At 73.0% G+C, this 23,711-nt stretch carries 18 protein-coding genes; 1 reads left to right on the forward strand and 17 read right to left on the reverse strand.

Features of this window, described 5'->3' with window-relative positions; translation table 11 throughout:
- Positions 1-39: 39 nt before the first annotated feature.
- Together ACQP12_RS17025 and ACQP12_RS17030 are read right to left on the reverse strand one after the other, a co-directional pair.
- The gene (locus tag ACQP12_RS17025) at positions 40-540 is read right to left on the reverse strand and encodes a hypothetical protein (protein ID WP_433280046.1); all 501 of its coding nucleotides are present in this window, start codon (positions 538-540) and stop codon (positions 40-42) included.
- Positions 541-656: 116 nt separating this feature from the next.
- Positions 657-2,015: a glycosyl hydrolase family 18 protein gene (locus ACQP12_RS17030; RefSeq protein WP_433280048.1), complete on the reverse strand. Its 1,359-nt coding sequence runs from the start codon at positions 2,013-2,015 to the stop codon at positions 657-659.
- Positions 2,016-2,179: 164 nt separating this feature from the next.
- On the opposite strand from ACQP12_RS17030, the gene ACQP12_RS17035 reads away from it, so the two are divergent.
- Complete coding sequence (locus ACQP12_RS17035; RefSeq protein ID WP_433280050.1) at positions 2,180-3,412, forward strand: ROK family transcriptional regulator; 1,233 nt, start codon at positions 2,180-2,182, stop codon at positions 3,410-3,412.
- A 43-nt stretch (positions 3,413-3,455) separates the two neighbouring features.
- Here the strand turns inward: ACQP12_RS17035 and ACQP12_RS17040 are convergent, their stop codons facing one another.
- The 15 genes from ACQP12_RS17040 to ACQP12_RS17110 form a co-directional block, all read right to left on the reverse strand.
- Positions 3,456-5,351 carry a ricin-type beta-trefoil lectin domain protein gene (locus tag ACQP12_RS17040; protein WP_433280052.1) on the reverse strand — a complete coding sequence of 632 codons (1,896 nt, stop codon included), beginning with the start codon at positions 5,349-5,351 and terminating at the stop codon, positions 3,456-3,458.
- 153 nt (positions 5,352-5,504) lie between these two features.
- Positions 5,505-6,968, reverse strand: a complete 1,464-nt coding sequence (locus ACQP12_RS17045; protein WP_433280054.1) for a GH1 family beta-glucosidase — start codon at positions 6,966-6,968, stop codon at positions 5,505-5,507.
- A 46-nt stretch (positions 6,969-7,014) separates the two neighbouring features.
- On the reverse strand, positions 7,015-8,013 hold the full coding sequence (locus tag ACQP12_RS17050; protein ID WP_433280056.1) for an ABC transporter ATP-binding protein: 999 nt from the start codon (positions 8,011-8,013) through the stop codon (positions 7,015-7,017).
- Positions 8,010-9,047 carry an ABC transporter permease gene (locus ACQP12_RS17055; protein ID WP_433280058.1) on the reverse strand — a complete coding sequence of 346 codons (1,038 nt, stop codon included), beginning with the start codon at positions 9,045-9,047 and terminating at the stop codon, positions 8,010-8,012. The genes ACQP12_RS17050 and ACQP12_RS17055 overlap by 4 nt, the downstream gene beginning before the upstream one ends.
- 3 nt (positions 9,048-9,050) lie before the next feature.
- Positions 9,051-10,028, reverse strand: coding sequence for an ABC transporter permease (locus tag ACQP12_RS17060; protein WP_433280060.1), 978 nt, complete (start codon positions 10,026-10,028; stop codon positions 9,051-9,053).
- A complete protein-coding gene (locus ACQP12_RS17065) occupies positions 10,025-11,185 on the reverse strand; it encodes an ABC transporter ATP-binding protein (protein WP_357946767.1) in 1,161 nt (386 codons plus the stop codon). Before ACQP12_RS17065 ends, ACQP12_RS17060 begins: the two co-directional genes overlap by 4 nt.
- 76 nt (positions 11,186-11,261) lie before the next feature.
- Positions 11,262-12,938, reverse strand: a complete 1,677-nt coding sequence (locus ACQP12_RS17070) for an ABC transporter substrate-binding protein (protein WP_433280062.1) — start codon at positions 12,936-12,938, stop codon at positions 11,262-11,264.
- 121 nt (positions 12,939-13,059) lie between these two features.
- Positions 13,060-14,061, reverse strand: coding sequence for a LacI family DNA-binding transcriptional regulator (locus tag ACQP12_RS17075; RefSeq protein WP_433280064.1), 1,002 nt, complete (start codon positions 14,059-14,061; stop codon positions 13,060-13,062).
- Positions 14,062-14,542: 481 nt separating this feature from the next.
- Positions 14,543-15,274, reverse strand: coding sequence for an FkbM family methyltransferase (locus ACQP12_RS17080; protein WP_433289305.1), 732 nt, complete (start codon positions 15,272-15,274; stop codon positions 14,543-14,545).
- Positions 15,275-15,756: 482 nt separating this feature from the next.
- Positions 15,757-16,137 carry a YccF domain-containing protein gene (locus ACQP12_RS17085; protein WP_357946759.1) on the reverse strand — a complete coding sequence of 127 codons (381 nt, stop codon included), beginning with the start codon at positions 16,135-16,137 and terminating at the stop codon, positions 15,757-15,759.
- 261 nt (positions 16,138-16,398) lie between these two features.
- Positions 16,399-19,254, reverse strand: coding sequence for a DUF5682 family protein (locus ACQP12_RS17090; protein WP_433280066.1), 2,856 nt, complete (start codon positions 19,252-19,254; stop codon positions 16,399-16,401).
- A complete protein-coding gene (locus ACQP12_RS17095) occupies positions 19,251-20,363 on the reverse strand; it encodes an ATP-binding protein (protein ID WP_357946754.1) in 1,113 nt (370 codons plus the stop codon). Before ACQP12_RS17095 ends, ACQP12_RS17090 begins: the two co-directional genes overlap by 4 nt.
- A gap of 13 nt (positions 20,364-20,376) precedes the next feature.
- Positions 20,377-21,702, reverse strand: coding sequence for a VWA domain-containing protein (locus ACQP12_RS17100; RefSeq protein ID WP_433280068.1), 1,326 nt, complete (start codon positions 21,700-21,702; stop codon positions 20,377-20,379).
- Complete coding sequence (locus ACQP12_RS17105) at positions 21,699-23,096, reverse strand: hypothetical protein (RefSeq protein WP_433280070.1); 1,398 nt, start codon at positions 23,094-23,096, stop codon at positions 21,699-21,701. Before ACQP12_RS17105 ends, ACQP12_RS17100 begins: the two co-directional genes overlap by 4 nt.
- Positions 23,096-23,566, reverse strand: a complete 471-nt coding sequence (locus ACQP12_RS17110) for a hypothetical protein (protein WP_357946811.1) — start codon at positions 23,564-23,566, stop codon at positions 23,096-23,098. Before ACQP12_RS17110 ends, ACQP12_RS17105 begins: the two co-directional genes overlap by 1 nt.
- Between the last annotated feature and the right edge of the window lie 145 nt (positions 23,567-23,711).

Genomic DNA, 23,711 nt, shown 5'->3' on the forward strand with positions numbered 1-23,711 from the left:
CCTCGGCACCGTCCCTACCGAACCGTGGCTTGTGCCGGGTCAGTCGCTGACGCCGAGGTGCAGCAGCCACACCCGGTCGGGCACGCGGACCACGAGGTCGACGTAGGCCGCCTCGTACCAGTCGCCGGTGTCCACGGTCAGCGTCCAGGCCTCGGCGCGCTCCGGCCAGAGCCGTCCCATCAGCGCCAGGACCCAGTCGGTGAGGCCGTCGGCCAGCCGCCGCGCGGCGGACTCCGGCGCCCAGGCGTCGGGTTGCCGGGTCGGCACGAACAGATCGGGCAGTGCCTCACGGACCAGCGTCGACCAGGACGTCACCGGCTCCAACCGCGCGGTCCGGCAGCTCTCCGGGAGCAGCGCGTCGATCGCCGCGACGACGTCGTCGTCGACCAGCGGGCCGCCCGTGAGCGTGAACGTGCAGGCGTGGTCGACCTCCTCCAGGAGGTCCTCCAGGACGCGGAGGGCGTGGTTGATCATCTCCGGCACCGCGTCCGGCCTCGCGCCCCTCGCCGCCGACAGCGCGGACCAGTCGAATCCCGTCACGGGGCAAGGCTAGAGATCGGCGTCGCGCGGCCGTGCGGCGGACCCCGCGGCTTTCTGCATTGCTTCCGGAGCGGGACCGGCGGGACCCCGCGCGCCTGCGGGGCCCCGCCGCGGCCTCAGCGGCCCTGGAGAGCCTTGACGTTGTCGCCGAAGGTCCAGCCCTTCGAGCCGTCCCAGTTGACCGACCAGGTCATCAGCCCCTTGAGGCCGCCCCGGTAGGTGTTCCACGCCTGCGCCACCAGCGCCGGACTCATGTACCCGCCGCCGGCGCCGGTCTGGGCGGGCAGCCCGGGCACCTGCTTGTCGTACGGGACGCGGATGGTGGTGCCCTGCACGACCAGGCCGGTGTTGAGGCAGTCGGTCTGCACGGTGAAGCCCTGCACGGTGCCGGCCGGGTACGAGTCGCCGGCGCAGCCGTACATCGAGCCGTTGTAGTACTGCATGTTCAGCCACCAGAGCCGGCCGTTGTCCGCGTACTTCTTGACGATCGGCAGGTACGCGCCCCAGATCGAGCCGTAGGTGACGCTGCCGCCCGTGACGTACGCGGTCTCCGGCGCCATGGTGAGGCCGAAGCCGGCGGGCATCTGGGCCAGGACGCCGTCGATGATCCGCACGAGGTTGGCCTGCGAGGTGGAGAGCTGGTTGATGTTGCCGCTGCCGGTCAGCCCGGTCTCGATGTCGATGTCGATGCCGTCGAAGTTGTACCGCTTGAGGATCGGCACCACGGTGGCGACGAACCGGTCGGCGACGGCGCTGGAGCCGAGGTCGATGCCGGCGGTGGCGCCGCCGATCGACAGCAGGACGGTCAGGCCGGCGGCCTTGGCCTGGCACACCTCGGCGGGGGTGGGCACCTTCACGCCGGCGTCCATGCCGTTCTCCCAGAGCACGGTGCCGTCGGCGCGGATCACCGGGAACGCCAGGGTGACCACGTTGTAGCCGTGGGCGGTGATCCGGGAGTCGGTGACCGGGATCCAGCCCATGCCGGGGTGCACTCCGTTGGCCGCGCCGTCCCAGTTCTCCCAGTAGCCCTGGAGCACCTTGCCGCCCGGCCGTGATTTCAGGGCGCAGGTCGTGCCGCCGGGCGGCTGCGTCGCGGTCGGGGTGGGGGTGGGCGTCGCGGTGGGGGAGGGGGACGAGGTGGGCGTGGGGGTGGGCGAGGGCGGCCGGGTGGTGGGGGTGGGTGACGGGGTGCCACCGTCACACGCGCCCAGGTCGGACCAGAGCGCCGGGGTGGCGGGCGGGTTCCAGCCGGCGCCGGCCGGCGGGGTGTGGGTCACCAGTGCCTGGTAGAGGCGGCCGGCGTAGGTGGCCCGGCTGCCGGCGGTCCAGGTGACCCCCTCGGCCCAGGCCGGCGCGGAGCAGGCCACCAGGGCGGTCCGCGCGGCGGCGAGCCCGGTGGCGACCGGCAGGGCGGCGGTGGCGGCGAGCAGCGCGACGCCGCCGAGCAGGGCGGTCAACCCTCGTCTGAGTCGCATGACATACCTCCTCATCGATGCGCCGGAGGCTAGCAGTTAACTTTGTTAAATGTAAATGCGCAGTACTCTGTCAGCACTTGGTTCACGGCGTGAAGCAGGCCGCCGGGAGCGGCCGGGAGAGGACGGCGGCGGACGTGGACGCCAGACGCACCACCGTGCGCGACATGCGTCGTGCCAACCGGTCGGTCCTGCTCACCCGGATCTGGCTGGACGGCCCGCTGAGCCGGCACGAGCTGGGGCAGTCCACCGCGCTCAGCCTGGCCAGCGTGAGCAACCTGGTCGGCGAGATGATCGCCGAGGGCCTGGTCGAGGAGGCCGGCTCGGTCGAGTCCGACGGCGGCCGCCCCCGGGTCCTGCTCCGCGTCGCCCCCGCCTACGGCTACCTGGTCGGCGCCGACGTCGGCGAGACCCGCGTGCAGGTCGAACTCTTCGACCTGGCCATGACCGCCCTGGCCAAGGCGGAGTACCCGATCGCCGCCGCCGAGCCCGACCCCCGGCAGGTCACCGACCACCTGCTGCACGGCCTCGCCGCGGTGATCGAGCAGGCCGGCGTCGACCCGGCCGCGGTGCTCGGCTTCGGCGTCGCCGTCTCCGGCACGGTCGAGCGCGCCGCCGACGCCGTCGTGCACGCGCAGACCCTCGGCTGGGACGGCGTGCCGCTGGGCGCCATGCTCCGCGCCGGCACCGACATCCCCGTGCACATCGACAACGGCGCGAAGACCCTCGGCCAGGCCGAGATGTGGTTCGGCGCCGGCCGCGGCGTCCGGCACGCGGTCGTGGCCCTGGTCGGGTCGGGCGTCGGGGCCTGCGTGGTCGCCGACGGCGTGGGCTACCGCGGCGCGCACAGCAGCGCCGGCGAGTGGGGGCACACCACGATCGTGTACGGCGGCCGCCGCTGCCGCTGCGGCAACCTCGGCTGCCTGGAGGCGTACGTCGGGGCGGAAGGGGTGCTCGACCGGTTCCGGCTGGCCAACCGGGGCCGCCCGGCGGCCGGCGGCGACGAGGAGAGCGCGTTCGGCGAGCTGCTGCGCGCCAGCAGCCGCACCGCCGCGAAGGTGCTCGACGAGACGGTCGGCTACCTGGGCGCCGGGGTGGCGAACCTGGTGAACCTGTTCAACCCCGAGCGGGTGGTGCTGGGCGGCTGGGCCGGCCTGGCCCTGGGCGAGCGCTACCTGCCGCAGATCCGCGAGGTCACCGCGCGGCACGCGCTGCGCCAGCCGTACACCCAGACCTCGATCGAGCTGTGCCGGCTCGGACCGGACGCGGTCGCGATGGGCGCGGCCACCCTGCCGATGGCCCGGCTGCTGCGTGACGGCGGCGTGCCGCGCGACCCGGCCGTCCGGCTGGTGCCGGCGCCGGCGCGGCCGGCGCGGCGGCCCCGCTCGCGGGCCCGCTGAGCCACCGGGCCGGCGGCGGGAGCGCCACCGGCCCGGCCCCGGCTCAGGACGGGAGCGTCCACTTCTGGTTGGCGGCGCCGGTGCAGCCCCAGATCTGCGTCTTCGTGCCGTCGGCGGAGGTGTTGCCGGTGACGTCCAGGCACTTGTTGGCCTGCGGGTTCACCAGGTCCCGCGCGGCCGTCCAGGTCCACCGCTGGGCGGCGCTGCCGTTGCACGTCCACAGCTGCACCTTCGTGCCGTCGGCGGTGCCACCGCCGGCCACGTCGAGGCACTTGCCCAGCACACGGATGGTGCCGTCGGCGGCCCGGGTCCACTGCTGGTTCGCGCCGCCGGTGCAGCTCCAGATCTGCGCCGGCGTGCCGTCCGCGCTGCTGTTGTCGGTGGCGTCGAGGCACTTGCCGCCGATGCCCGTGACCGGGCCGGTCGGCGTGCCGCCCCCACCGCCGCCGGACGGGGTGCCGGCCCAGGTGAAGGTGGCGGTGGTGCGGGCCGGCAGGGTGTAGGTGAAGGACTGCCCGCCCCAGACCACCTTCACCGACTGGGCGGAGCCGCCGCCGTTGTGCGCGAGCAGCGCCTTGGTGCCGTCCGGGTTGCGGTACGCGACGTTCTGCACCGTGCCGTTGGCGGTGGAGTCGATCCGGAGCGCGCCGGGCCGGACGAACTTCGTGAGGTGCCCGGTCGTGTAGTACTCGATGGTGTAGTCGACCTGGCCGGCGCGGGCGCCGCCCTCCTGCACGGTGATGAGGCCGGTGCAGGTGCCGCAGCCGCCGTTGTGCGGCCCCATGAACTGGTTGACCGCGAGGCTCCACTTCACGACGCTCCGGCTCCAGTTCCGGGCGTAGTTCACGATGTCGGCCATGTCCTCGTTGTGCTGGTTGCCGATCCAGGTGCCGCCGGAGTGCTCGGTGCTGAACTGCGGCACGGCCGGGTACTGGCCGTGCACCTGGCTGCCGACCGCCGGGTCACCCCAGTAGCCGTGCCAGGCGATGCCGCCGAAGAGCGGATCGGTGCGTACCGCGTTGTCGGCGAGCAGCCCGGCGCCGATGGTGCCGTAGTCGCCGTAGTTCCAGTCGTGCACCAGCACCTTCGTGGTGATGCCGGCGGCGCGGAACGCCGGGTAGACGAAGTTCTTGGTCAGCTCCACCAGGCCGGAGGAGTTCCAGCTCATTCCCGGGTAGTCCATGGCGGTGGGGTTGCCGGACTGGCAGCAGTTCGGCTCGTTCTGCACCGAGAGGTAGTCGACCTTCACGCCCCGGGCTGCGTACGCCTGGATGGTCTTCACGAAGTACTGGGCGTAGGTGGCGGAGTACTCCCACCTGAGCCAGCCCATCTGGTCCATCCGGCCGTTGTCCTTCATCCAGCCGGGCGCGCTCCACGGCACTACCATCACCCGCAGCGCCGGGTTGAGCTGCCGGGCCTGGGCGGTGAGCAGTTCCACGTTGGTGTCGTACCCGTTGGCGCCGAAGTCGTTCAGGTCGCAGCAGGTGTCGTCGAGGGAGACGTTGCCGGGCCGGGACAGGTCGGAGGCGCCGATCGGGTTGCGCACGAAGGACAGGCCGATGCCGTCGGTGGGGCTGAACAGCTTGCGCATCACCTCGTCCCGGGTGGCCGCGCTGACCGGCCCGCCGCGCAGCAGGTGCGCCGTGGTGTCGGTGATGGACGCCCCGGCGCCGTCGAACGGCTGGTAGCGGGTGTTCTCGTCGACGGTGATCGTGTGCGTGGCGGCGGGGCTGGTGGCGGCGAACGTCAGGGGGTTCTGCTGTTGCAGCCCCCGCGTGACGGTCCGCCCGCCGGAGTCGGAGGTGGTGGTGAGCCAGAGGTTGACGGTCTCGCCGGCGGCCCGGGCGGCCGGTGGCGGGGCGAGGGCGAGGGCGCCGGCGGCGAGGCAGAGCGCCAGGGCGGCGCGGCCGGCGATGCGGGGAACGGTGGTGGGGGACACGGATGCTCCTTCCGGATCAATCGACATCCGCGAATGAGAAAACCCCTCACACGTGCTTATGTCAAGCCATGAAAAAAGCCCCGGACGGGGTGTCCGGGGCGCGGCGGGGCGGCCGCCCGGGAGGATCCCGCCCGGCCGCCCCGAACGGCCGGGTCAGCGCTCCCCGCGCACCCGCCGGATGGTGTCGCGGTACCAGTGCGCGCTGCGCTTCGGCGTGCGCCGCTGGGTGTCGTAGTCCACCCGCACGATGCCGAACCGCTTGTCGTAGCCGTACGCCCACTCGAAGTTGTCCAGCAGCGACCAGGCGAAGTAGCCGCGGACGTCCGCGCCGGCCTGCCGGGCCCGGGCCACCGCCCGCAGGTGCTCGGTCAGGTACGCCACCCGGTCGTCGTCGGCCACGAACCCGTCGGCGTCCGGCTCGTCGTCGAAGGCCGCCCCGTTCTCGGTGATCACCAGGGGCACGCCCGGGTAGTCCCGGTGCAGCCGGACCAGCAGCTCGGTGAAGGACTCCGGCACGATCTCCCAGTCCATGGCGGTGCGCGGCAGGTCCCGGCGGATCACCCGGCGCACCGGCCGGCCGTCGTCGTCCCGCTCCCGGCCCTGCTCGTCGGTCCCGGAGTGCACCTGCCCGAAGTAGAAGTTCACCCCGAGCACGTCGATGGGGGAGGAGATGACCTCCAGGTCGCCCTCCTCGACCGGGATGCGCACCCCCTCGCCGGCCAGGTCCGCCACCACGTCCTCCGGGTAGGAGCCACGGAACACCGGGTCCAGGTAGAGCCGGTTGCCCAGCCCGTCGGCGGCCCGCGCCGCGTCCCGGTCGGCCGCGCTGTCGGAGGCCGGGTCGGCGGTGGACAGGTTGACGGTCAGGCCAAGCTCGATCGGGGTGGCCGCCGCGGCGCGCAGCCGCTGCACCGCCAGCCCGTGCCCCAGCAGCAGGTGGTGCGCCGCGGCGATCCCGTCACCCAGGTCCCGCCGGCCCGGGGCGTGGTTGCCGTACGCGTACCCGAGCATCGCCGAGCACCACGGCTCGTTCAGCGTGGTCCACGTCTTCACCCGGTCGCCGAGCGCGCCGAAGACCAGCTCCGCGTAGTCGGCGAACCGGTAGGCGGTGTCCCGGTTGGGCCAGCCGCCCGCGTCCTCCAGCTCCTGCGGCAGGTCCCAGTGGTAGAGGGTCACCCACGGGTCGACCCCGCGGCCCAGCAGCTCGTCCACGAGCCGGTCGTAGAAGGCCAGCCCGGCCGGGTTCGCCGGCCCGCGCCCGCCCGGCTGCACCCGCGGCCACGCCACCGAGAACCGGTAGGTGTCCAGACCCAGGTCGGCGATGAGCGCGACGTCCTGCGGCATCCGGTGGTAGTGGTCGCAGGCCACGTCGCCGTGGTCGCCGTTGGCCACCGCGCCGGGCACCCGGCAGAAGGTGTCCCAGATCGACGGCGTCCGGCCGTCCTCGGCCACCGCGCCCTCGATCTGGTACGACGAGGTCGCCACCCCCCACCGGAAGGTCGGCGGGAGGGTGTCGATCGGGTCGGCCTGCCCGTGCGACGACTCCAGCTCGGCGCGTCTGTCGCCGCGCGACGACCTGGAGCCGTCGGTGTTCGGGCGGGTGAGGTCGGTGTCCATGGTTCTCCTCGCGGTAGCGGGTCGTTCGGTCGGACGGAGAGCGGGGTCAGCGGGGGACCGGGGCGGCGACCGGGTGCAGCCAGCAGGCGACGTCCCGGTCCGGGTCGGCGGCGCCCAGCACCGGCACCTCCTTGTCGCACGGGTCGAACGCCTTCGGACAGCGCGGGTGAAACGCGCAGCCCTTCGGCATGGCCCGCAGGTCCGGCGGCGAGCCGGGGATGCCGGTCAGCTCCCGGCGCGGACCGCGCAGCGCCGGGAAGGAATGCAGCAGACCCTCGGTGTACGGGTGCAGCGCCCGCCGGTAGAGCTGGGCGGCGGGCGCCTCCTCGACGATCCGGCCGCCGTACATGATCGCGATCCGGTCGGAGAACTCGACCAGCAGCGACAGGTCGTGGGTGATGAACAGCACCGCGAAGCCGAGGCGCTCCCGCAGCTCGGCGAGCTGGCCGAGGATCTGCCGCTGCATCACCACGTCCAGCGCGGTGGTCGGCTCGTCCATGATGACCACCTGCGGCTCCAACGCCAGCGCCATGGCGATCATCACGCGCTGCCGCATGCCGCCGCTGAGCTGGTGCGGGTAGCTGTCCAGCCGGTCCGCGGCGATGCCCACCAGGCGGAGCAGGTCCCGGGCCCGGGCCTGCCGGCCCGCCGGTGTGCTCGTCGGCTCGTGCGCCTTGATGACGTCGAGCAGCTGGGTGGAGACCTTGTGCACCGGGTTCAGCGAGTTCATGGCGCCCTGGAAGACGATCGAGGTCTCCGCCCAGCGGAACTTCCGCAGCTGCGCCGGGCTGAGGGTCAGCACGTCGACCGGCGGGCCGTCGGCCGGGTGGTAGATCACCTGGCCGCCGCTGACCACGCCCGGCGGCGGCAGCAGCCGGGTCAGCCCGTACGCCAGGGTGGACTTGCCGCTGCCGCTCTCCCCGGCCAGGCCCAGCACCTCGCCGCGGTGCAGGGTGAGGTCCACGTCCCGTACGGCGTGCACCGCCGCGTCACCGAGACCGTAGTCGACCCGCAGCCCGCGGATCTCCAGCACCGGATCGCTCATGGCGTGACGTCCTCTCGGGGGACCGGAATCGGACGGGAGACCGGGGCCAGCACGGGGGTGAAGCCGACCCGCATGCGCACGGTGCGGCCGTCGGCGGTGCGGATCCGGGTCTTGCCGGCGCTGCGCAGCCGGGGGCTCACGAACTCGTCGATGCCGAAGTTGATCAGGGCGAGGGCGGTGCCGAGCACCGCGATGGCCAGCCCGGCAGGCACGAACCACCACCAGGCGCCCTGCGCGAGGGCCTGCTGGCCCTGCGCCCAGAACAGGATGGTGCCCCAGTTCCACGACGAGATCGACGAGATGCCGATGAACGCCAGGGTGATCTCCGACATGACCGCGAAGATGACGGTGCCGACGAAGCCGGAGGCGATGATCGCGGTGAGGTTGGGCAGGATCTCGAACAGGATGATCCGCCAGGTCCGCTCGCCGGTGGCCCGGGCCGCCTCGACGTAGTCGCGGCGGCGTAGCGACAGCGTCTGGGCGCGCAGCACGCGGGCGCCCCACGCCCACGAGGTGAGGCCGATGATGAGCGCGACCAACGTGTCGCTGGCCTGCTCGACGATCGACGTCACGATGATGATCAGCGGCAGGGCGGGGATGACCAGGAACACGTTGGACAGCGCCGACAGTCCCTCGTCGGGCACCCCGCCGATGTAGCCGGCCGTCACGCCGATGAGGATGGACAGGATCGTCGCCAGCACGCCGGCGAGCAGGCCCACCACCATGACGCTGCGCGCGCCCACCAGGATCTGGCTGAAGATGTCCTGACCGAGGTGGGTGGTGCCGAACCAGTGCCGGATCGACGGCGCCTGGAGCACGTCGGCGCTGCGCGCGTCCGGGTCGTACGGCGCCACCCAGGGCCCGATCACCGCGAAGAGGCAGTAGATGCCCAGGATGACCAGGCCGGTGGCGGCCTTGGCGTTGGCGACGAACCGGAACCGGCGCCGCTTCGCCCGGCCCGGCGCGGCCGACGGCTGGGCCATGGCCCCCTGACCGGGGATGACCTGCTCGATGCTCGACGGTGAGATGGTCATCGCTCAGCTCTTTCGGGTCCGCGGGTCGAGAAGGAGGTACGCGACGTCGGCGAGCAGATTCGCCACCAGCACGGAGATCGTGATGATCAGGAAGATCCCCTGCATGAGCGGATAGTCCTTGTAGCCGACCGCCTGGAAGAGCTGGTAACCGAGGCCCGGATAGGAGAACACGATCTCCACGAGCAGCGTGCCGCCGACGATGAACCCGAGCGACAGCGCGAAGCCCGAGACGTTCGGCAGCAGCGCGTTGCGGGCGGCGTAGCTCAGGGCGACCCGGCGCTCCGACAGGCCCTTCGCGTGGGCGACGGTGATGTAGTCCTCCGACGAGACCGTCACCATCATGTTGCGCATGCTGAGGATCCACCCGCTCATCGAGGAGACCAGGATGGTGGCGGCGGGCAGGACGCTGTGCTTGATCGCGCTCGGGATGAAGTACCCGTCGAGCGCCGGCACGAGGCCCGCCTCGTAGCCGCCCGAGGAGGGGAAGAAGCTCCCCGGCCCGGTGAACACGGCGATGGCGACGAGACCCAGCCAGAAGTACGGGATCGAGGACAGGAACGTCGTGGCCGGCAGCAGCCCGTCGACCCAGGAGCCGCGCCGCCAGCCGGCGCCGACGCCGAGCGCGGTGCCGAGGAGGAAGCTGATGATCGTGGTGATGCCGACCAGGCCGACCGTCCACGGCAGGCTGTCGCCGATCACCGTCGACACCGGCGTGGGGAAGAAGGTGAACGACAGGCCCAGGTCGCCGTGGAGCAGCTGCCCCCAGTAGTCGAGGTACTGCTGCCACATGTTCTCGTGCGCGTCCAGCCCGAACAGCACGCGCAGCGACTGGATGGCGTCGGCGCTGATCCGGCCCTGGTTGCGCGAGATGAGGGACTGCACCGGATCGCCCGGCACCAGCCGCGGGATGAAGAAGTTGAGCGTGATGGCCGCCCACGCCGTGAACAGGTAGAAGGCCGTGCGCTGCAGGAGGAACCTCATCGTGCCTCCCCCAGGGTGGCGGTGTCGTTCCGCTCGACCGCCGGCGCGGGCGGTGGCACGGTCGGGTCGGCGTCGGGCGCGGCCGAGCCGGGGGTGTCGGCCGCGACGGTGTCCGGGTCGTAGAGCCAGCACGCCGCCCAGTGGTCGGGCCGGTCGCCGATGGTCAGCCGCGGCGGCAGGTCGACGGTGCAGCGCCGCATGGCGTGCGGGCAGCGGGGGTGGAACCGGCAGCCGGCGGGCGGGGCGATCAGGCTCGGCGGCTCGCCCCGGCCGCGGTCCGCGCCGGCGGCCGCGTCGGCGCCGTCGCCGGTGATCCGTTCGGGGTCCGGCGCCGAATCGGTCAGCAACCGGGTGTACGGGTGGGCCGGGTTCTGGGTGACCGTCTCGCTGTCGCCGCCCTCGACCATCCGCCCGGCGTACATCACGATCGTCTCGTCGGCGAAGTAGCGGGCCGAGGCGATGTCGTGCGTGATGTAGAGGATCGCGATGTTGAGCCGCTGCTTGAGGTCCTGCAGCAGGTTGAGCACGCCGAGGCGGATCGAGACGTCGAGCATGGAGACCGGCTCGTCGGCGAGGAGCACCTCCGGGTCGGCGCCGAGCGCCCGGGCGATGGCGACGCGCTGCCGCTGGCCGCCGGAGAGCTCGTGCGGGAACGCGTCCAGGTAGCGCTCGGGCGGGGTGAGGCTCACCCGGGTGAGCAGCTTGGCGAGGGCCGCCTCCAGCTCCTCGGCGCCGCGCCCGGCGTTGCCGTGGATCCGCAGCGACCGGGTCAGGTGGTAGCGGACGGTGTGCACCGGGTTCAACGAGGCGAACGGGTCCTGCAGGATCAGTTGGACCCGCCGCACGTACGACCGGAACGGCCGGCCGCCGCGGACCCGCGTCGAGGTGCCGTGCAGGCGGATGTCGCCGGCGGTGCGGGGATAGATCTGGGCCAGCAGCCGCGCCACCGTGGACTTGCCGGAGCCGGACTCCCCGACCAGCGCGGTCACCCGGCCGCGACGTAGCGCGAACGATACGTCGTCGACGGCGTGCACGACGGCCGGCGTCCGGGAGAAGAGGTCACGCAGCCGCCTGCGGACGGGGAAGTGCTTGGTCAGGCCGACGGCCTCCAGCACCACCTCGTCGACCGGCGCCGCCGCGCTCTCGGTCAACGTCATGCCGAGTTCCTGTCTGAGCGTGGGGGTGCGCCTCCCCGGCCGGCTGGGGAGCCGGCCGGGGAGGCGGTTGGCGGGGTCAGCCGTTGGCGGGCTTGAGGTGCAGGACCACGTCCAGCGCGTTGGGCTGGGTGGGCTGCATGGCGCCGTACGGGTTCGAGTCGTCCGGCCAGCCGGTCCAGTTCTTCGTGCTGTACGCGCCGCCGATGTTGTCCGCGCCGACCGGGATCATCGGCATCTGGTCGACGAAGATCTTCTGCAGTGCGTTCATGGCGGTGGTGCGCGCGGCCTCGTCGGTCGCGTTCGCGTAGGCGACCAGAGCGTCGGTCGCCTCCTTGTTGTTGAAGCGGCCGAAGTTGCCGGCGGGGGAGGCGGTGCCGATCGGCTTCAGCTGCCGGCCGTCCATGATCGTCCGGTAGATGTCGTACGGCGTGGCGCCGCCCTCGGTCCACCGGAAGGTCGCCTCGAAGTTGCCCTGCTCGACGTTGCGGAACCAGGCGTCCTGGTTGGCCTTGTCGACCGTGGCCGCGATGCCGATCTTCGACAGGTTGTCCTTCACGATCTCCAGGCTGGTCTGGTAGTCGGACCAGCCGGCCGGGTCGGTCAGCTTGATGGTGACGGCCTTGCCGGTCTTGTCCTTGAGGGTGTTGCCCTCCAGCTTGTAGCCGGCGCCGGTCAGCAGCGTCTTGGCGCCCTCGACGTCGACCTTGTGCTCCTGGCCCTTGAACTCGGGCGCGACGAACGAGTCACCGGCCGGGCTGGGCAGGCCGGTCACGCTCTTCACCTGGGGGTGGAAGTAGCCGGCCTCGGCCGTGGTGAAGATGTCGGCACGGTCGATGACCATGTTCATGGCCCGGCGCAGCGCCGGGTCGTCGAACGGCTTCTTCGTGGTGTTGAGGTAGAGGCCGTGGATGCCGAGGATCGCCGGCGCCCACACCTTGTGGTGCTCCTGGTCCTTAGCCACGAAGACGGCCTGGTAGTTGGGGATGAAGACGAAGCTCCACTCCGACTCACCGTTGGCCAGGGCGGTGGTCTGCGCGCTGTTGTCCGTGTAGGAGGTGTAGCGCAGCTCCTTGACCTTCGGCAGGTCCTGCCAGTAGCCCTTGTCGCGCACCGACAGGGTCATGCTGGCCGGGGTGAACGACTTCAGGGTGTACGGGCCGCTGCCGACCGGCTGCTTGACGGTGTCGGTCGTCGGGTCGCTGATCTTCTCCCAGATGTGCTTGGGCACGATCGGCACCCGCCACAGCACCTTCTGCTGGTTGACGAACTGCGGGCTCTCCATCTTGATGGTGACGTCGTTGCCGCTGGCGGTCGCCTCCGTGTAGGGCACGCCCTGGTCGTTCAGCGCGGGGTACTTCTTCACCAGGTTGTAGGTGAAGGCGACGTCCTCGGCGGTGACCTTCTGACCGTCCGACCAGGTGGCGTCCGTCCGGATGGTGACCTTCACCGAGGTGTAGTCCTGCGACCACTCGGCCTTGGTGGCCAGCCACGGCTTGAACGGGTCGGCCGGCTTCACCGGGTTCCACATCATCAGCGGCTCGTAGATCTGCCAGCGGTAGCCCAGCGAGGCCGCGGCGGACGTGGTGAGGAACGGGTTGTTGTTCTCGGCCTGCGGGCCGTTCGGCATGCCGACGTTCAGCACCGTGGCCGCCTGGCCGTTCTTCTTGTTGGCGTTCGGGCTGTCGCCGCAGGCGGCGACGCCGGTGGCCATCGCGCCGGCCAGCGCGACGGCGAGGAGTTGCCTTCTTCTCATGGAGGTCTCCCTCGGTGCTCCCGCGGTCCTGGAGCGGGATGTGGTGGATGAAGGGTGTGCGGTGTTACCACCGGCGGGCGGGGCGCCCGCCGGTGCGGGTGGTGCTACAGCGGTGGCGAGGTCAGGTGGCGCCGGTCGACGCGCGGACGGTGAAGCTGGTCGGGATCACGGTCGGGGTGCCGGGCAGCGGCGTCCCGCCGAGGTGGGCGATGAGGGTACGGGCGGCCACCGCCCCCATCTCCCGCAGCGGCTGGCGCACGGAGCTCAGCGGTGGATGGGTGTGCCCGGCCAGCGGCAGGTCGTCGAAGCCGACCACCGCCACGTCCTCCGGGACCCGCCGGCCGGCGTCCCGCAGCGCCTGGAGCGCCCCGGCGGCGGAGAGGTCGTTGTGGGCGAAGACGGCGTCGAACGGCACGCCGTCGGCGAGCAGGCCTTCCACCGCGACCCGCCCGCACTCGAAGGTGAAGTCACCCTCCACGACGAGGGTGGGATCGATGGGCAGGCCGGCGTCGGCGTACCCGGCCGCGAACCCGGCGAGCCGCTCCCGGGTGCAGCCGAAGCGGCTCAGGCCGGTGACGACCAGCGGCCGCTTCCGCCCGTGCGCCAGCAGGTGCGCCGCCGCCGCCCGCGCGCCGGCCTCGTTGGTGGTCCGCACCGACGGGAAGCCGGGCTGGTGCCCGCGGTCGTCGATGAGGATCACCGGCAGGCCACGCTCGTGCAGCTCGGTGATGTAGTCGAGGGTGCCCTCCGGCTCGACCACGAGCAGGCCGTCGAAGGACTTCGCGGAGACCTGGGAGGCGAACCGCCGCATCGACTCGTCGCCGTGGGTGCAGGTGAACAGCAGCATCCCGTAGCCCTCGGCCTCGACCACGTCGGCCGCGCCCTGGAGCACCTCGCCCATCCAGGGCCAGGTCAGGGCGGGGACCAGCATGCCCACCACCCGGGTACGCCCGCGGGCCAGGCCGACCGCGCGGGCGCTCGGCACGTACCCGAGGGCGTTGATGACGGCGCGGACCCGGTCGGCCGTGCGCACGTGCACCTCGCCCTTGCCGTTCAGCACCCGCGACACCGTCGTCTTGCTCACCCCGGCGCGGGTGGCGACGTCGGCGATGGTGATCGGCACGTGACGCTCCCGGGTCGCAGGGGTGAGGCGGATGTTTCGGAACCGGTTGCGGAAGCGGTTCCGTCGCAGTCAACCGAAGTGGCGGCGGTCACGTCAATAACGGCCGGGTAACGAAACATGGCTAAGTTCGAAACCTGAAAAAAGTGGGCCTGGACAACGTGGCCCATCGAGGGTGTGAGCAGCGTCGATGCGATGAGTCTGCCGCCTGTGAAGGTTGCGGGCCGCGGCCCGGTGGCGGGGTTGGCGGGCCGGTCAGGGGCGGGCGGCCGAGGCTCGGCGGACCGGCCAGGACGGGCGGCCGGGGTGGCGGGCGGTCAGGGGCGGGCGGCCGGGGTGCGGGCCGGTCGGGATGGGCGGCGGGGGTGGCGGGCCGGTCAGGACGGGCGGCCGGGATGGCGGGCCGGTCAGGGACGGGCGGCCGGGATGGCGGGCGGCCGGGATGGCGGGCCGGTCGGGATGGGCGGCCGGGGTGGCGGGCCGGTCAGGACGGGCGGGCGCGGGCGTAGACGTCGCCCGAGTTGGCCTCGTGCGGCAGGGCGCGCAGGTACGCCGCGACCTCGTCCGCCGATCGCCAGCCGGGCAGGGCGAACGACATCTGGTCGCCGAGCGCCACGGTGAACGAGGTGAAGCCCAGGCCGGTGAGCCGGTCCAGGCAGCGCACGGCGAGGTCGCGTTCGATGGTGGTGAACTCGAAGGACAGCGCCGGCAGGGGATGGCTCAGTCCGGCCAGCACGGCGTCCTCGAAGCCCTCCACGTCGATCTTCACGAAGGCGGGTACGCCGTGCGCCGCGACAAGGGTGTCCAGGGTCGTGCCGGCCACCTCGATCTCGGCGTCCCAGACCTCGTGCGCCCAGCCGCCGGCCCCGTTCGCGGCCCGCAGGAACCCCGCCGACGCCGTGGAGATCGTCGGGTTGGCCGAGTTCACGTGCAGCCGCACCGGCGCGGTACGCGCCCCGCACGCTGCCTCGACCACGGTCACCCGGTCGTCCTTCGCGTACAGGGCGCGCAGGGCGCGGGTGCACAGCGGTTGCGGCTCGACGGCCACCACCCGGGCGCCGAGCCGGCGGAAGCTGCCGAGGCGGTCGCCCACGTGCGCGCCGACGTCGAAGACCAGGTCCCCGGGGCGGACCAGCGGGGCGTAGAACGCGTCCATCGCCGCCTCGCGGGCCGGGTCGCCGTAGTACGCCTCCAGGGACCGGCGCAGGCCCGACATGGTGGGGTCTGCCTTGAGTGCCTCGATCACCCCGATATGACCGCCCACCCTGCCGACGCTAGCTGCGGAAACCCGTTCATGAGCCCCTTTCGGATGACCCGCCCCCGCCCCCCACTACCCAGCCTCCTAGGACGCTCTAGGGAGAGTGGGCCCGGTCCCGGGCCCGACCTGGTGCCGGCGGGCGATCCGCGACCCGGAGGCGAGGAACCGTTGACAGCTGCCGCTGGAGTGATGTCCCGGCCTGGGTTGGGCCGAGGGTGCCGCCAACCGGGCCGCTGGAGGAGGTCCGCGAGTCCGGGTCGACCAGTTGCCGCCGGCCGGCGGCGAGCGAGAAGTCGCCTCCGCGGCGCTTCGTCCGCGCGGGCCCCCCGGCGCCCTGGGCGTCAGTGGAACGCCATGGGTGCCTCAGGCCTGGGGAGACACCCATGAGGTTCCACTGACCACCATCCGGGTTGGAGCGTTCGCGTGGCGGCCGGTCCGCGTTACGGCGTCTCGACGACCTCCTGGCCGAGGGGCCAGAGCGCCGCGGGGACGAGCTTGAAGTTCGCGACCCCGAACGGGATGCCGATGATCGTCACGCAGAGCGCGACGCCGGCGAGGATGTGCGACAGGGCCAGCCACCAGCCGGCCAGCAGCACCCAGAGCACGTTCGCCAGGCCCGAGGCGACGCCGGCGCCCGGTTTCGGCACGAGGGTGCGGCCGAAGGGCCACAGCGCGTACGAGGCGAGGCGGAGCGAGGCCACCCCGAACGGAATGGTGATCACCAGGGCGAAGCAGATGAGGGCGGCCACGCCGTAGCCCAGGGCCAGGACGAAACCGCCACCGAAGACGAGCCACAACAGGTTCAGCAGAAAGCGAAGCACACTCCCATCGTGGCCACCCCCCGCAAGACCACCGCCCCGACCCACCACCCAGGGCCCCGCGCCCCTGCCCGACCCCTGTCGACGATCGTCGACACCCGCCCCTCGGGCCCGTCGATCATGAAGTTATTGCCTACGGAAAACGCGTTCCCGCGCAATAACTTCATGATCAACGGGGGTGGCCGGGCCGGGCCGGGCCGGCTGATCGACAAGGGCGGCCGGGCCGGCCGGCCTGGCCGTCGGGGGCGGGACGGGGCGGTGCGTTTACGTCGGGCGCAGGAGGGCTGCTACGGCGGTCGCGGTTGCCGGGTGTGTGGCCAGCAGCGCCGCGGCCTCGGCGCCCGGGGCGCCGCTGTGTGCCAGCCCGGCGCAGGCCGCGGCGGCGGCCGGTTGCCACGGGGCGGCGCAGCCCAGCAGCGCCGCCACCGCGTCCACCGCCTCGGGGTGCGCCACCAGGAGGCCGTGCACCGGACCGGCGCCGGCCGCTGCCACGGCTGGCGCTGCCGGTGCTGCCGGTGCTGCCGGCGCTGCGGGCGCCGTCCACGGTGGTGTCCACGCGTCGAGCGCGGGGAGGGTGGCCGGGAAGGTGCGTTCCGCCTCCCGGACCAGCAGCGGCACCAGCTCCGGGCCCTGCTCCCGCAGCGTGCTGATCAGCGTGGGCAGCCAGGGCAGCAGCACCGGGTCGGGGAGCCGGGCGAACGCCGTGGACATGGTCTCGACCACGAACGGCGCCAGCCCCGGAACCGGCTCCAGGGCGTGCACGAAGCCGGACAGGTACTGCGGGAACGCCGGCACGACCAGCGGGTTGGCCAGCAGGTCGGCGCAGCGGGCGCGCAACTCGACCAGGGGGAGCAGGCCGAGCTGGTGACGGGCCGCCCAGAGCAGCGCCACCTTGGCCGGGGTCTCCGGGTGGGACTGGGCGACGGCCAGTTCGAGCTGGGAGCGGTCGCAGCCCAGCGACAGGGCCAGGCCCTCCATGCTGAACAGGAAGCCGAGCATGGCGCCGACCTGGCGGACCCCGGTGGCCTCGTCGACGAAGGCGGTGGGCAGCAGGGTGCAGTAATGCGCGTACCCGGTGGTCACGAACGCCTGGCACCAGGCCGGCAGGGCCGGCGCGGTGGTGCGGTGGTGGGCGAGCAGCCGGCGGATGCGGCGCAGCACGTCCGGGGCGTCGTCGACGGTGCGTTCGGCGGCGAGCAGTTCCACGGCCCGCGCGCCGAGTTCGTCGACCAGGCGAGGGCTGTCGAGCAGGCGGATGGCGTCCTCGACGGCGGCGAGGGCGCGGGCGGCGGTCGCGTCGGGGCCGCGGACGGCGCGGCGCAGCCGCTGTTCCAGCACCTGCTCGACGGTGACGCCCTCGTAACCCAGCTCGATGAGGGCGCGCTGGTTGCGGCCGAGGGCCAGGTCCCAGCTCTCCTGGAGCGAGCGGTGCCCGAGGCGCCGTTCGCCCATGATGGGCCGGGCCGCGTCCGGTGGGAGCAGGTGCCGCAGCATCCACAGCAGGTCGGAGCAGGGCGCCAGCGCCGGGTCGGCTCGCAGGTCGAGCAGTGCCCGCTGCACGGTGCGTTTCTCCAGGTCCAGGCCGAGCGGGCGGAGCCGGTCGAGGACGTCGCGGGCCAGCGGGGGCAGGGAGTCGTAGCCGACCTGGCCGACGCGGTCGCCGCCGAGCAGGATCTCGCAGAGCCGGCGGACGTCGCGCCGGCCGGGCACCACGTCCTTCTCGATGCAGGTGACCGCGGCGTCGGCGAAGTCGTACGGGGTGGGTCGGGCCCGGTTGCGCAGGTTCGCCAGCAGGATCGCGGTCTCGAAGACGGCGATGGCGTCGGCGGTGCTGGCCAGGTAGCCGTTGCGGCGGGCGAGCCGGACGATGTCGACGCACCAGCCGCGCAGCTCGGCCTCGTCCAGCTCGTCGAGGGCGGGCGGCGCGGCGAGGAACCCGGTGAGCCGGTCGGTGGCCGGCCCGGCCGGTGCCGGCGTGGCGGCGCCCCGGGTCCGGCGGGTCTTCTTCTGGCCGCGCTGGCCGTCGAGCCGGTACGGGACGAGGCCGGAGCGGCTCACGGCCGTCGTCCAGCTCGCGGCGGCGATCGAGACCGCGCCCCGGGCCAGGCCGAACTGTGCCTCGATGGCGGAGTGGCTGGACGGGATGAGGCCGTAGCGCCAGCGGGTGCCGGTGCGGGGGCTGATCGGGAAGTCGGGGGCGGTCGAGTCCAGGCCGAACTGTTCGACGTGGCTGGCGGCGTGGAAGGCGCCGCAGACGTGGAGGCAGTCGGCGGGGTCGGCGCCGGAGGCGGCGAGGTGCTGCCGGATCCGGGTCCACATGTAGCGCTCGCGGTCCTCGTCGCGGTCGTGCCGGTCGGGGTCGGCGGGGCGCAGCCGCCGGAACAGGCTGCCGATGAGCACCATGACCTGCCGGTAGGTGTCGTGGTCGGCGTCGGCGAGGGGCCGTTCGACGTACTGGTCCCACCACTCCGACCAGTGCCGCACCTTGCCGTGGTGCAGCAGGTACGCCTCCAGTTCGGCGAAGCGGGGGCGCAGGTCGCCGATCTCGACGCCGACCGCGTCGCCGTGCAGCGCCGCCTCCTCGCCCGACTCGGGGTCGGCGGCCGGGCCGTCCTGTGGGGGCTGGTCGGCGGTGCGGGGGGACCACTGGAAGACGTGGTCGGTGGACCGGTCCACCAGCACCAGCTCGACGCCCGGGGTCTCCAGCGCGTACGCGATGGCCTGGTATTCGGCCGACGCCTCGGTGATGGGGGCGACGACGCTGAGCGGGCTCCACTCGGCGGGGAAGCCGTCGAGTTCGGTGGCGAACGCCTGCACGGCCACCGGGAGCCGGCAGTTGCGCAGTTCGCCGAGGAGCGGTCGCAGGTCCTCGCACAGCTCCAGGTAGATCACCTTGGGCTGCTTGGCCCGCAGCCGGCGCACCATGGCCAGCGCGCTGGCGGGGGAGTGGTGGCAGACCGGGAAGATCTCCAGCGGTTCGCCGAGGGCCCGGTCGACGTCGTCGACGATGCCGGCCAGGATCCCGGCGAGCGCGTCGGGGGAGCCGGCGAAGGCGGCGGCCGCGTCGGTGAGCTGCTCGCGCAGCGCGCCGAACAGGCCGGGGGCGGTGGGTGCGGTCACGACAGTGACGCGATCGCCTGGCGGCCGCCGTCGAGGAAGCCGGTCCACTCGCCACCGTCCTGCTTGGCGCGCGGCTCGACGACGCCGTGCAGGTACTTGTTGAGGATGGCCAGGTCCTCCGGGCTGCGGCGGGCCAGCGAGCCCATCAGCGACCCGGCGAGGGTCTCCGGGCGCAGGGTGCGGTCGCCGAAGAACTGGCTGTGCAGGATGGCGTCCTCGAGGACGCCGATCTGTTCGGCGGTGGACAGCGCCGACTCCAGCTTCTCGTCGTCGCTGGTGGCCGCCGCGGCGGCGGCCCGCAGGTCGGCGAAGCTCTGCAGGAGGATGTCCAGCAGGGTGGGCGGGACGTCCAGCTCGATGCGGTGCCGGCGGAGCAGTTCCTCGGTGCGGAAGCGGACGATCTCCGCCTCGCTGCGCTTGTTGGTCACCACGGGGATGCGGACGAAGTTGAAGCGCCGCTTGAGCGCCGAGGAGAGGTCGTTGACGCCGCGGTCGCGGCTGTTCGCGGTGGCGATGATCGAGAAGCCGGGCCTGGCGAAGACGATGTTGTCGTCGTTCAGCTCGGGGATCGAGACGTACTTCTCGGAGAGGATGGAGATCAGCGCGTCCTGCACGTCGCTGGTGGAGCGGGTCAGCTCCTCGAAGCGGCCGATGACACCCTGCTCCATGGCCGTCATGATCGGGGAGGGGATCATCGACTCGCGGGACTGCCCGCGGGCGATGACCATGGACACGTTCCACGAGTACTTGATGTGGTCCTCGGTGGTGCCGGCGGTGCCCTGCACGACCAGGGTGGAGTTGCGGCAGATCGCGGCGGCGAGCAGCTCGGCCAGCCAGCTCTTGCCGGTGCCCGGGTCGCCGATGAGCAGCAGGCCCCGGTCCGATGCCAGGGTGACGATGCTGCGTTCGACGAGGCCGCGGTCGCCGAACCACTTCTGCGGGATCTCCCGGTCCAGGCCGTCGGCGCGTTCGGAACCGAGGACGAACAGCCGGACCATCCGGGGGCTGAGCCGCCAGGAGAACGGCTTCGGGCCGGTGTCGACGGACTCCAGGTAGGCGAGCTCGTCGGCGTACTTGACCTCGGCGGGGGCGCGGAGCATGTCGGACATCAGGGGTGCTCTCCTAGGTGAGGAAGCTCTTGAGCTCGAAGACGAGTTTGCGGATGTGGCCGGAGATGACCGGGGTGCCGAGGTCCTTGAGTCGCTGCCGGAACCAGGGGTTGACGCTCTGGCCGCCGGAGCTGTTCACCGAGCCGACCGGGATGAACTTCACCCCGGAGCGGTGCACGGCCTCGATGGCGTCGAACAGCGGTTGCGAGCGGTCGAACTCGTAGAAGTCCGAGATCCACACCAGGACGGTGTTGCGCGGCTCGACGATCTTCGGCCGGGCCAGCGCCATGGCCACGGGCCCGTCGTTGCCGCCGCCGAGGTTGGTGCGCAGCAGCACCTCGAACGGGTCGTGCACCCACGGGGTGAGGTCCAGTGCCCGGGTGTCGTACGCGATGAGGTGCACGTCCACCTTGGGCAGCCCGGCGAAGATCGAGGCGAGGATCGTGCAGTTGACCATCGAGTCGACCATCGAGCCGGACTGGTCCACCACCACGATGAGCCGGGCCGGGGTGGTGCGTCGGGCGGTCTGCCGGTAATAGAGCCGGTCGACGTAGAGGCGCTCGTCGTCCGGGCTCCAGTTGGTCAGGTTCTGCCAGATGGTGCGGTCGAGGTCGAGGTTGCGGAACACCCGTTTCGGCGGCACCGACCGGTCGATCGCCCCGACGCTGGCCTGCTCGACCTGGGTGCGCAGCACCTCGGCGACCTCGTCGACGTAGCGGCGGATCAGCGACTTGGCGTTGGCCAGCGCCACGCCGGACAGGTTCGCCTTGTCGCGCAGCAACTGCTCGATCAGGGACATGCTCGGGGTCAGCCGGCTGGCCAGCGCCGGGTCGGCCAGCACCTCCCGCAGGTGCATCCGGCGGACCAGGTCGCCCTCCAGTCCGGCGAGGGTGCCGCCGAGGCCGGTGCCCTGCCGGCGCAGCTCGCCGGGCTCGGCGCCGAGCGCCTGCTCGAACCAGCCGGCGTCGGCCTGCCAGCGGGCGAGCTGGCCGGCGGTGACCTCGCCGTTGCCGGTGGCGAACACGTTGAGCAGGAGCTTGGACACCAGCGCGGCGCGGCGTACCTCGGCGTCGCCGGGCGCGAACGGCCCGGCGTCGCCCGGGGCGTCGTCGCCGCCGGCGAGCAGGCCGCGCAGTTCCGCGGCGAGCGCCGGGAAGCGCTGCACCACGGTGTCCACGGAGACGGTGGGGTCCAGCAGCGCGGCGGGCAGGCCGAGGTCGTCGATGACGGCCACGCTGGCCGACTCCAGCCCTGGCTGCTCGTCGGGGTGGAAGAGGCGGGCCAGCAGCCGCCAGTAGAGCACCTGCCGGCGGTTCTCGTCGTTGCGGTCGGCGGTCATCGGCGCAGCAACCGTCCCGCGCGCTCGCGCAGCACGGCCACGGCGTCGCCCGCCCTGGCCTCGGCCTTGGTGACCTTGGCGTCGGTGACGCCGCACGCCCAGTCGCCGTTGTGGGCCTCGACGGTCTGCCGCTTGACGGTGGCGCGCACGGCGAGGGGTTGCAGCAGCCACCGGCCGTCGTCCCAGCGCAGCAGGCCGAGGCAGGCGGTCGAGGCGGCGACCAGCGCGCGGGTGAGCGGGCCGGCGGCCGGCAGCCGCTCGGTGGTCACCGGAACCGGGTGCCCGTCGAGGTCGAGGACGAGGTCACCGCCGTCGTCGCGGGTGGTGTAGCCCTCGACGAGCACCGGTTCGGCGATCGCGGCGGGGTGCCGGTCCAGCGGCGGGGTCGCTGCGGCGGCCGCCGTGGCGAGCAGGACCCGGGCGGTGGCGAACGGGTCGGCGGGCTCGCCGAGGTCGGCGCGGGTGTCGTCCCAGCGCAGGTCGCCGCCGTGCAACGGCAGGTCGGTGACGGTCACGGCCCGCCGTTCCGCCAGGGCCTTGAGCAGTACGGGGTACGCCTCCAGCAGCCGCCACACCGCCGGTCCGACGATGGTCGCCACCTTCGCGGCGGCCACCGTGACCCGGACCGGTCGGGGCGCCCCGCCGCCGGTCGGTTCGAGCAGCGCGTGCAGCTGCACCTGCACGGCCGTGTCGTGTTCGTGGACGTCCACGCCCAGCGGCAGCAGCCGGCCGGAGACCGGCTCCGCTTCGGCGCCGCCGGCCGCCGCGCCCCGCGCGAGCAGCACGGCCCGCGCCCACAGGTCGGCCCACCGGCGGGCCGGCACCTGCGGCAGGGTGGCCACCGGCAGGCAGGCGCGCAGCTCGGTGGCGAAGCCGTCGAGCAGCACGGCGAGCCGGCGCAGCTCCCGCGCCGCCAGCGCCGCCTCGACCGGGGCGGCGCTGGCGGCGACCAGCTCGTGGTCGACGCCGCGCCAGCCCGCCAGGGCGATCTCGTGCAGCCAGGCCCGGGCCCCGGCCAGGGCCGCCGCCGGCTCGGGGATACCCGCGTCCGGGCCGGTCCACGGTGACCGGCGCCGGCCGAGCGCGGCGTCGAGCGCGTCGAGCAGGGCGTCGTGGGCCGCGCCGAGCAGCGCCGACCGGGCGCCGGCCAGGGCGGCCAGGTGATCCTCGGTGAGCGCGCCGGCGGTCGCCGCGCCGACCGCCTCGGCCACCCGGCCGGCGAGCGGCGTGCCCGCCACCGCCCCGGCGAGCGCGGCCAGCGCGGCGGCGTCGGCCTCGCCGACCCGGGCCAGGCCGCGGGTGAGCGCGTCGTCCACCCCGGTCACCACGTCGAGCGCCTCGGCCAGCCCGGTGGGGGCGGCGTCGCGCAGCTGGGCGAGCTGCGCGGCCAGCATCAGCGCACCCCCGCGGTCGCCGGGAACCAGTGCAGCTCCGGCACGGGCGCGGTGCTGGCCGGCACCTCCAGGTAGGCCAGGTGGCGCAGGAAGCGGCTGAACACCACCGCCGCCGGGGTGGGCTCGTGGCGGGCGTCCATCCGGGCGAACAGCTCGGCGCCGCCGTCGACCCCGTCGCCCACGTCGACCCGCAGGTAGCGGGTGACCTGGTCGGCGCCGTACTGGAGCAGGGCCTCGTCGGCGAGCGCGTGCAGGTGCTTGCAGAGCAGGCTGCCGCGCAGGCCGCCGCAGGGCCGGTTGTTGTTCGTGCTGCAGTTGACCGTGTGGCTGCCGGCGGTCACCGACGACACGTACACCCGCTCCACGTCGGAGCCGCTGGACACCACGCCCTGCAGGCGCCCGTCGGCCAGCTCCACGAAGGGCACCTTGGCCAGCTTGCGCGGCCGCGCCGGTGGCACCACCCGCAGCACGCTCCGTCGCCGCCACGAGGCGTCCGTCGCCTCCGTCATCTCCGACCTCCCGCCGCCGGGCCGGCGCCGGGCACGCGGGGGTGCCGTCGCCGGCCCGCATCCGCGCCGCTGTGACGACGAGGATCATGAACCATCGGTACGACAG

The organism is Micromonospora sp. CA-244673, assembly GCF_050948395.1.
Taxonomy (GTDB): Bacteria; Actinomycetota; Actinomycetes; order Mycobacteriales; family Micromonosporaceae; genus Micromonospora.

What these genes read in the sequence shown, in the direction of transcription:
- ACQP12_RS17030 (WP_433280048.1), bottom strand. Translation starts at nt 2,015, where the DNA reads ATGCGACTCAGACGAGGGTTGACCGCCCTGCTCGGCGGCGTCGCGCTG.
- ACQP12_RS17035 (WP_433280050.1), top strand. Translation starts at nt 2,180, where the DNA reads ATGCGTCGTGCCAACCGGTCGGTCCTGCTCACCCGGATCTGGCTGGAC.
- ACQP12_RS17045 (WP_433280054.1), bottom strand. Translation starts at nt 6,968, where the DNA reads ATGGACACCGACCTCACCCGCCCGAACACCGACGGCTCCAGGTCGTCG.
- ACQP12_RS17050 (WP_433280056.1), bottom strand. Translation starts at nt 8,013, where the DNA reads ATGAGCGATCCGGTGCTGGAGATCCGCGGGCTGCGGGTCGACTACGGT.
- ACQP12_RS17055 (WP_433280058.1), bottom strand. Translation starts at nt 9,047, where the DNA reads ATGACCATCTCACCGTCGAGCATCGAGCAGGTCATCCCCGGTCAGGGG.
- ACQP12_RS17060 (WP_433280060.1), bottom strand. Translation starts at nt 10,028, where the DNA reads ATGAGGTTCCTCCTGCAGCGCACGGCCTTCTACCTGTTCACGGCGTGG.
- ACQP12_RS17065 (WP_357946767.1), bottom strand. Translation starts at nt 11,185, where the DNA reads ATGACGTTGACCGAGAGCGCGGCGGCGCCGGTCGACGAGGTGGTGCTG.
- ACQP12_RS17070 (WP_433280062.1), bottom strand. Translation starts at nt 12,938, where the DNA reads ATGAGAAGAAGGCAACTCCTCGCCGTCGCGCTGGCCGGCGCGATGGCC.
- ACQP12_RS17080 (WP_433289305.1), bottom strand. Translation starts at nt 15,274, where the DNA reads ATGTCGGGCCTGCGCCGGTCCCTGGAGGCGTACTACGGCGACCCGGCC.
- ACQP12_RS17095 (WP_357946754.1), bottom strand. Translation starts at nt 20,363, where the DNA reads ATGTCCGACATGCTCCGCGCCCCCGCCGAGGTCAAGTACGCCGACGAG.
- ACQP12_RS17100 (WP_433280068.1), bottom strand. Translation starts at nt 21,702, where the DNA reads ATGACCGCCGACCGCAACGACGAGAACCGCCGGCAGGTGCTCTACTGG.
- ACQP12_RS17105 (WP_433280070.1), bottom strand. Translation starts at nt 23,096, where the DNA reads ATGCTGGCCGCGCAGCTCGCCCAGCTGCGCGACGCCGCCCCCACCGGG.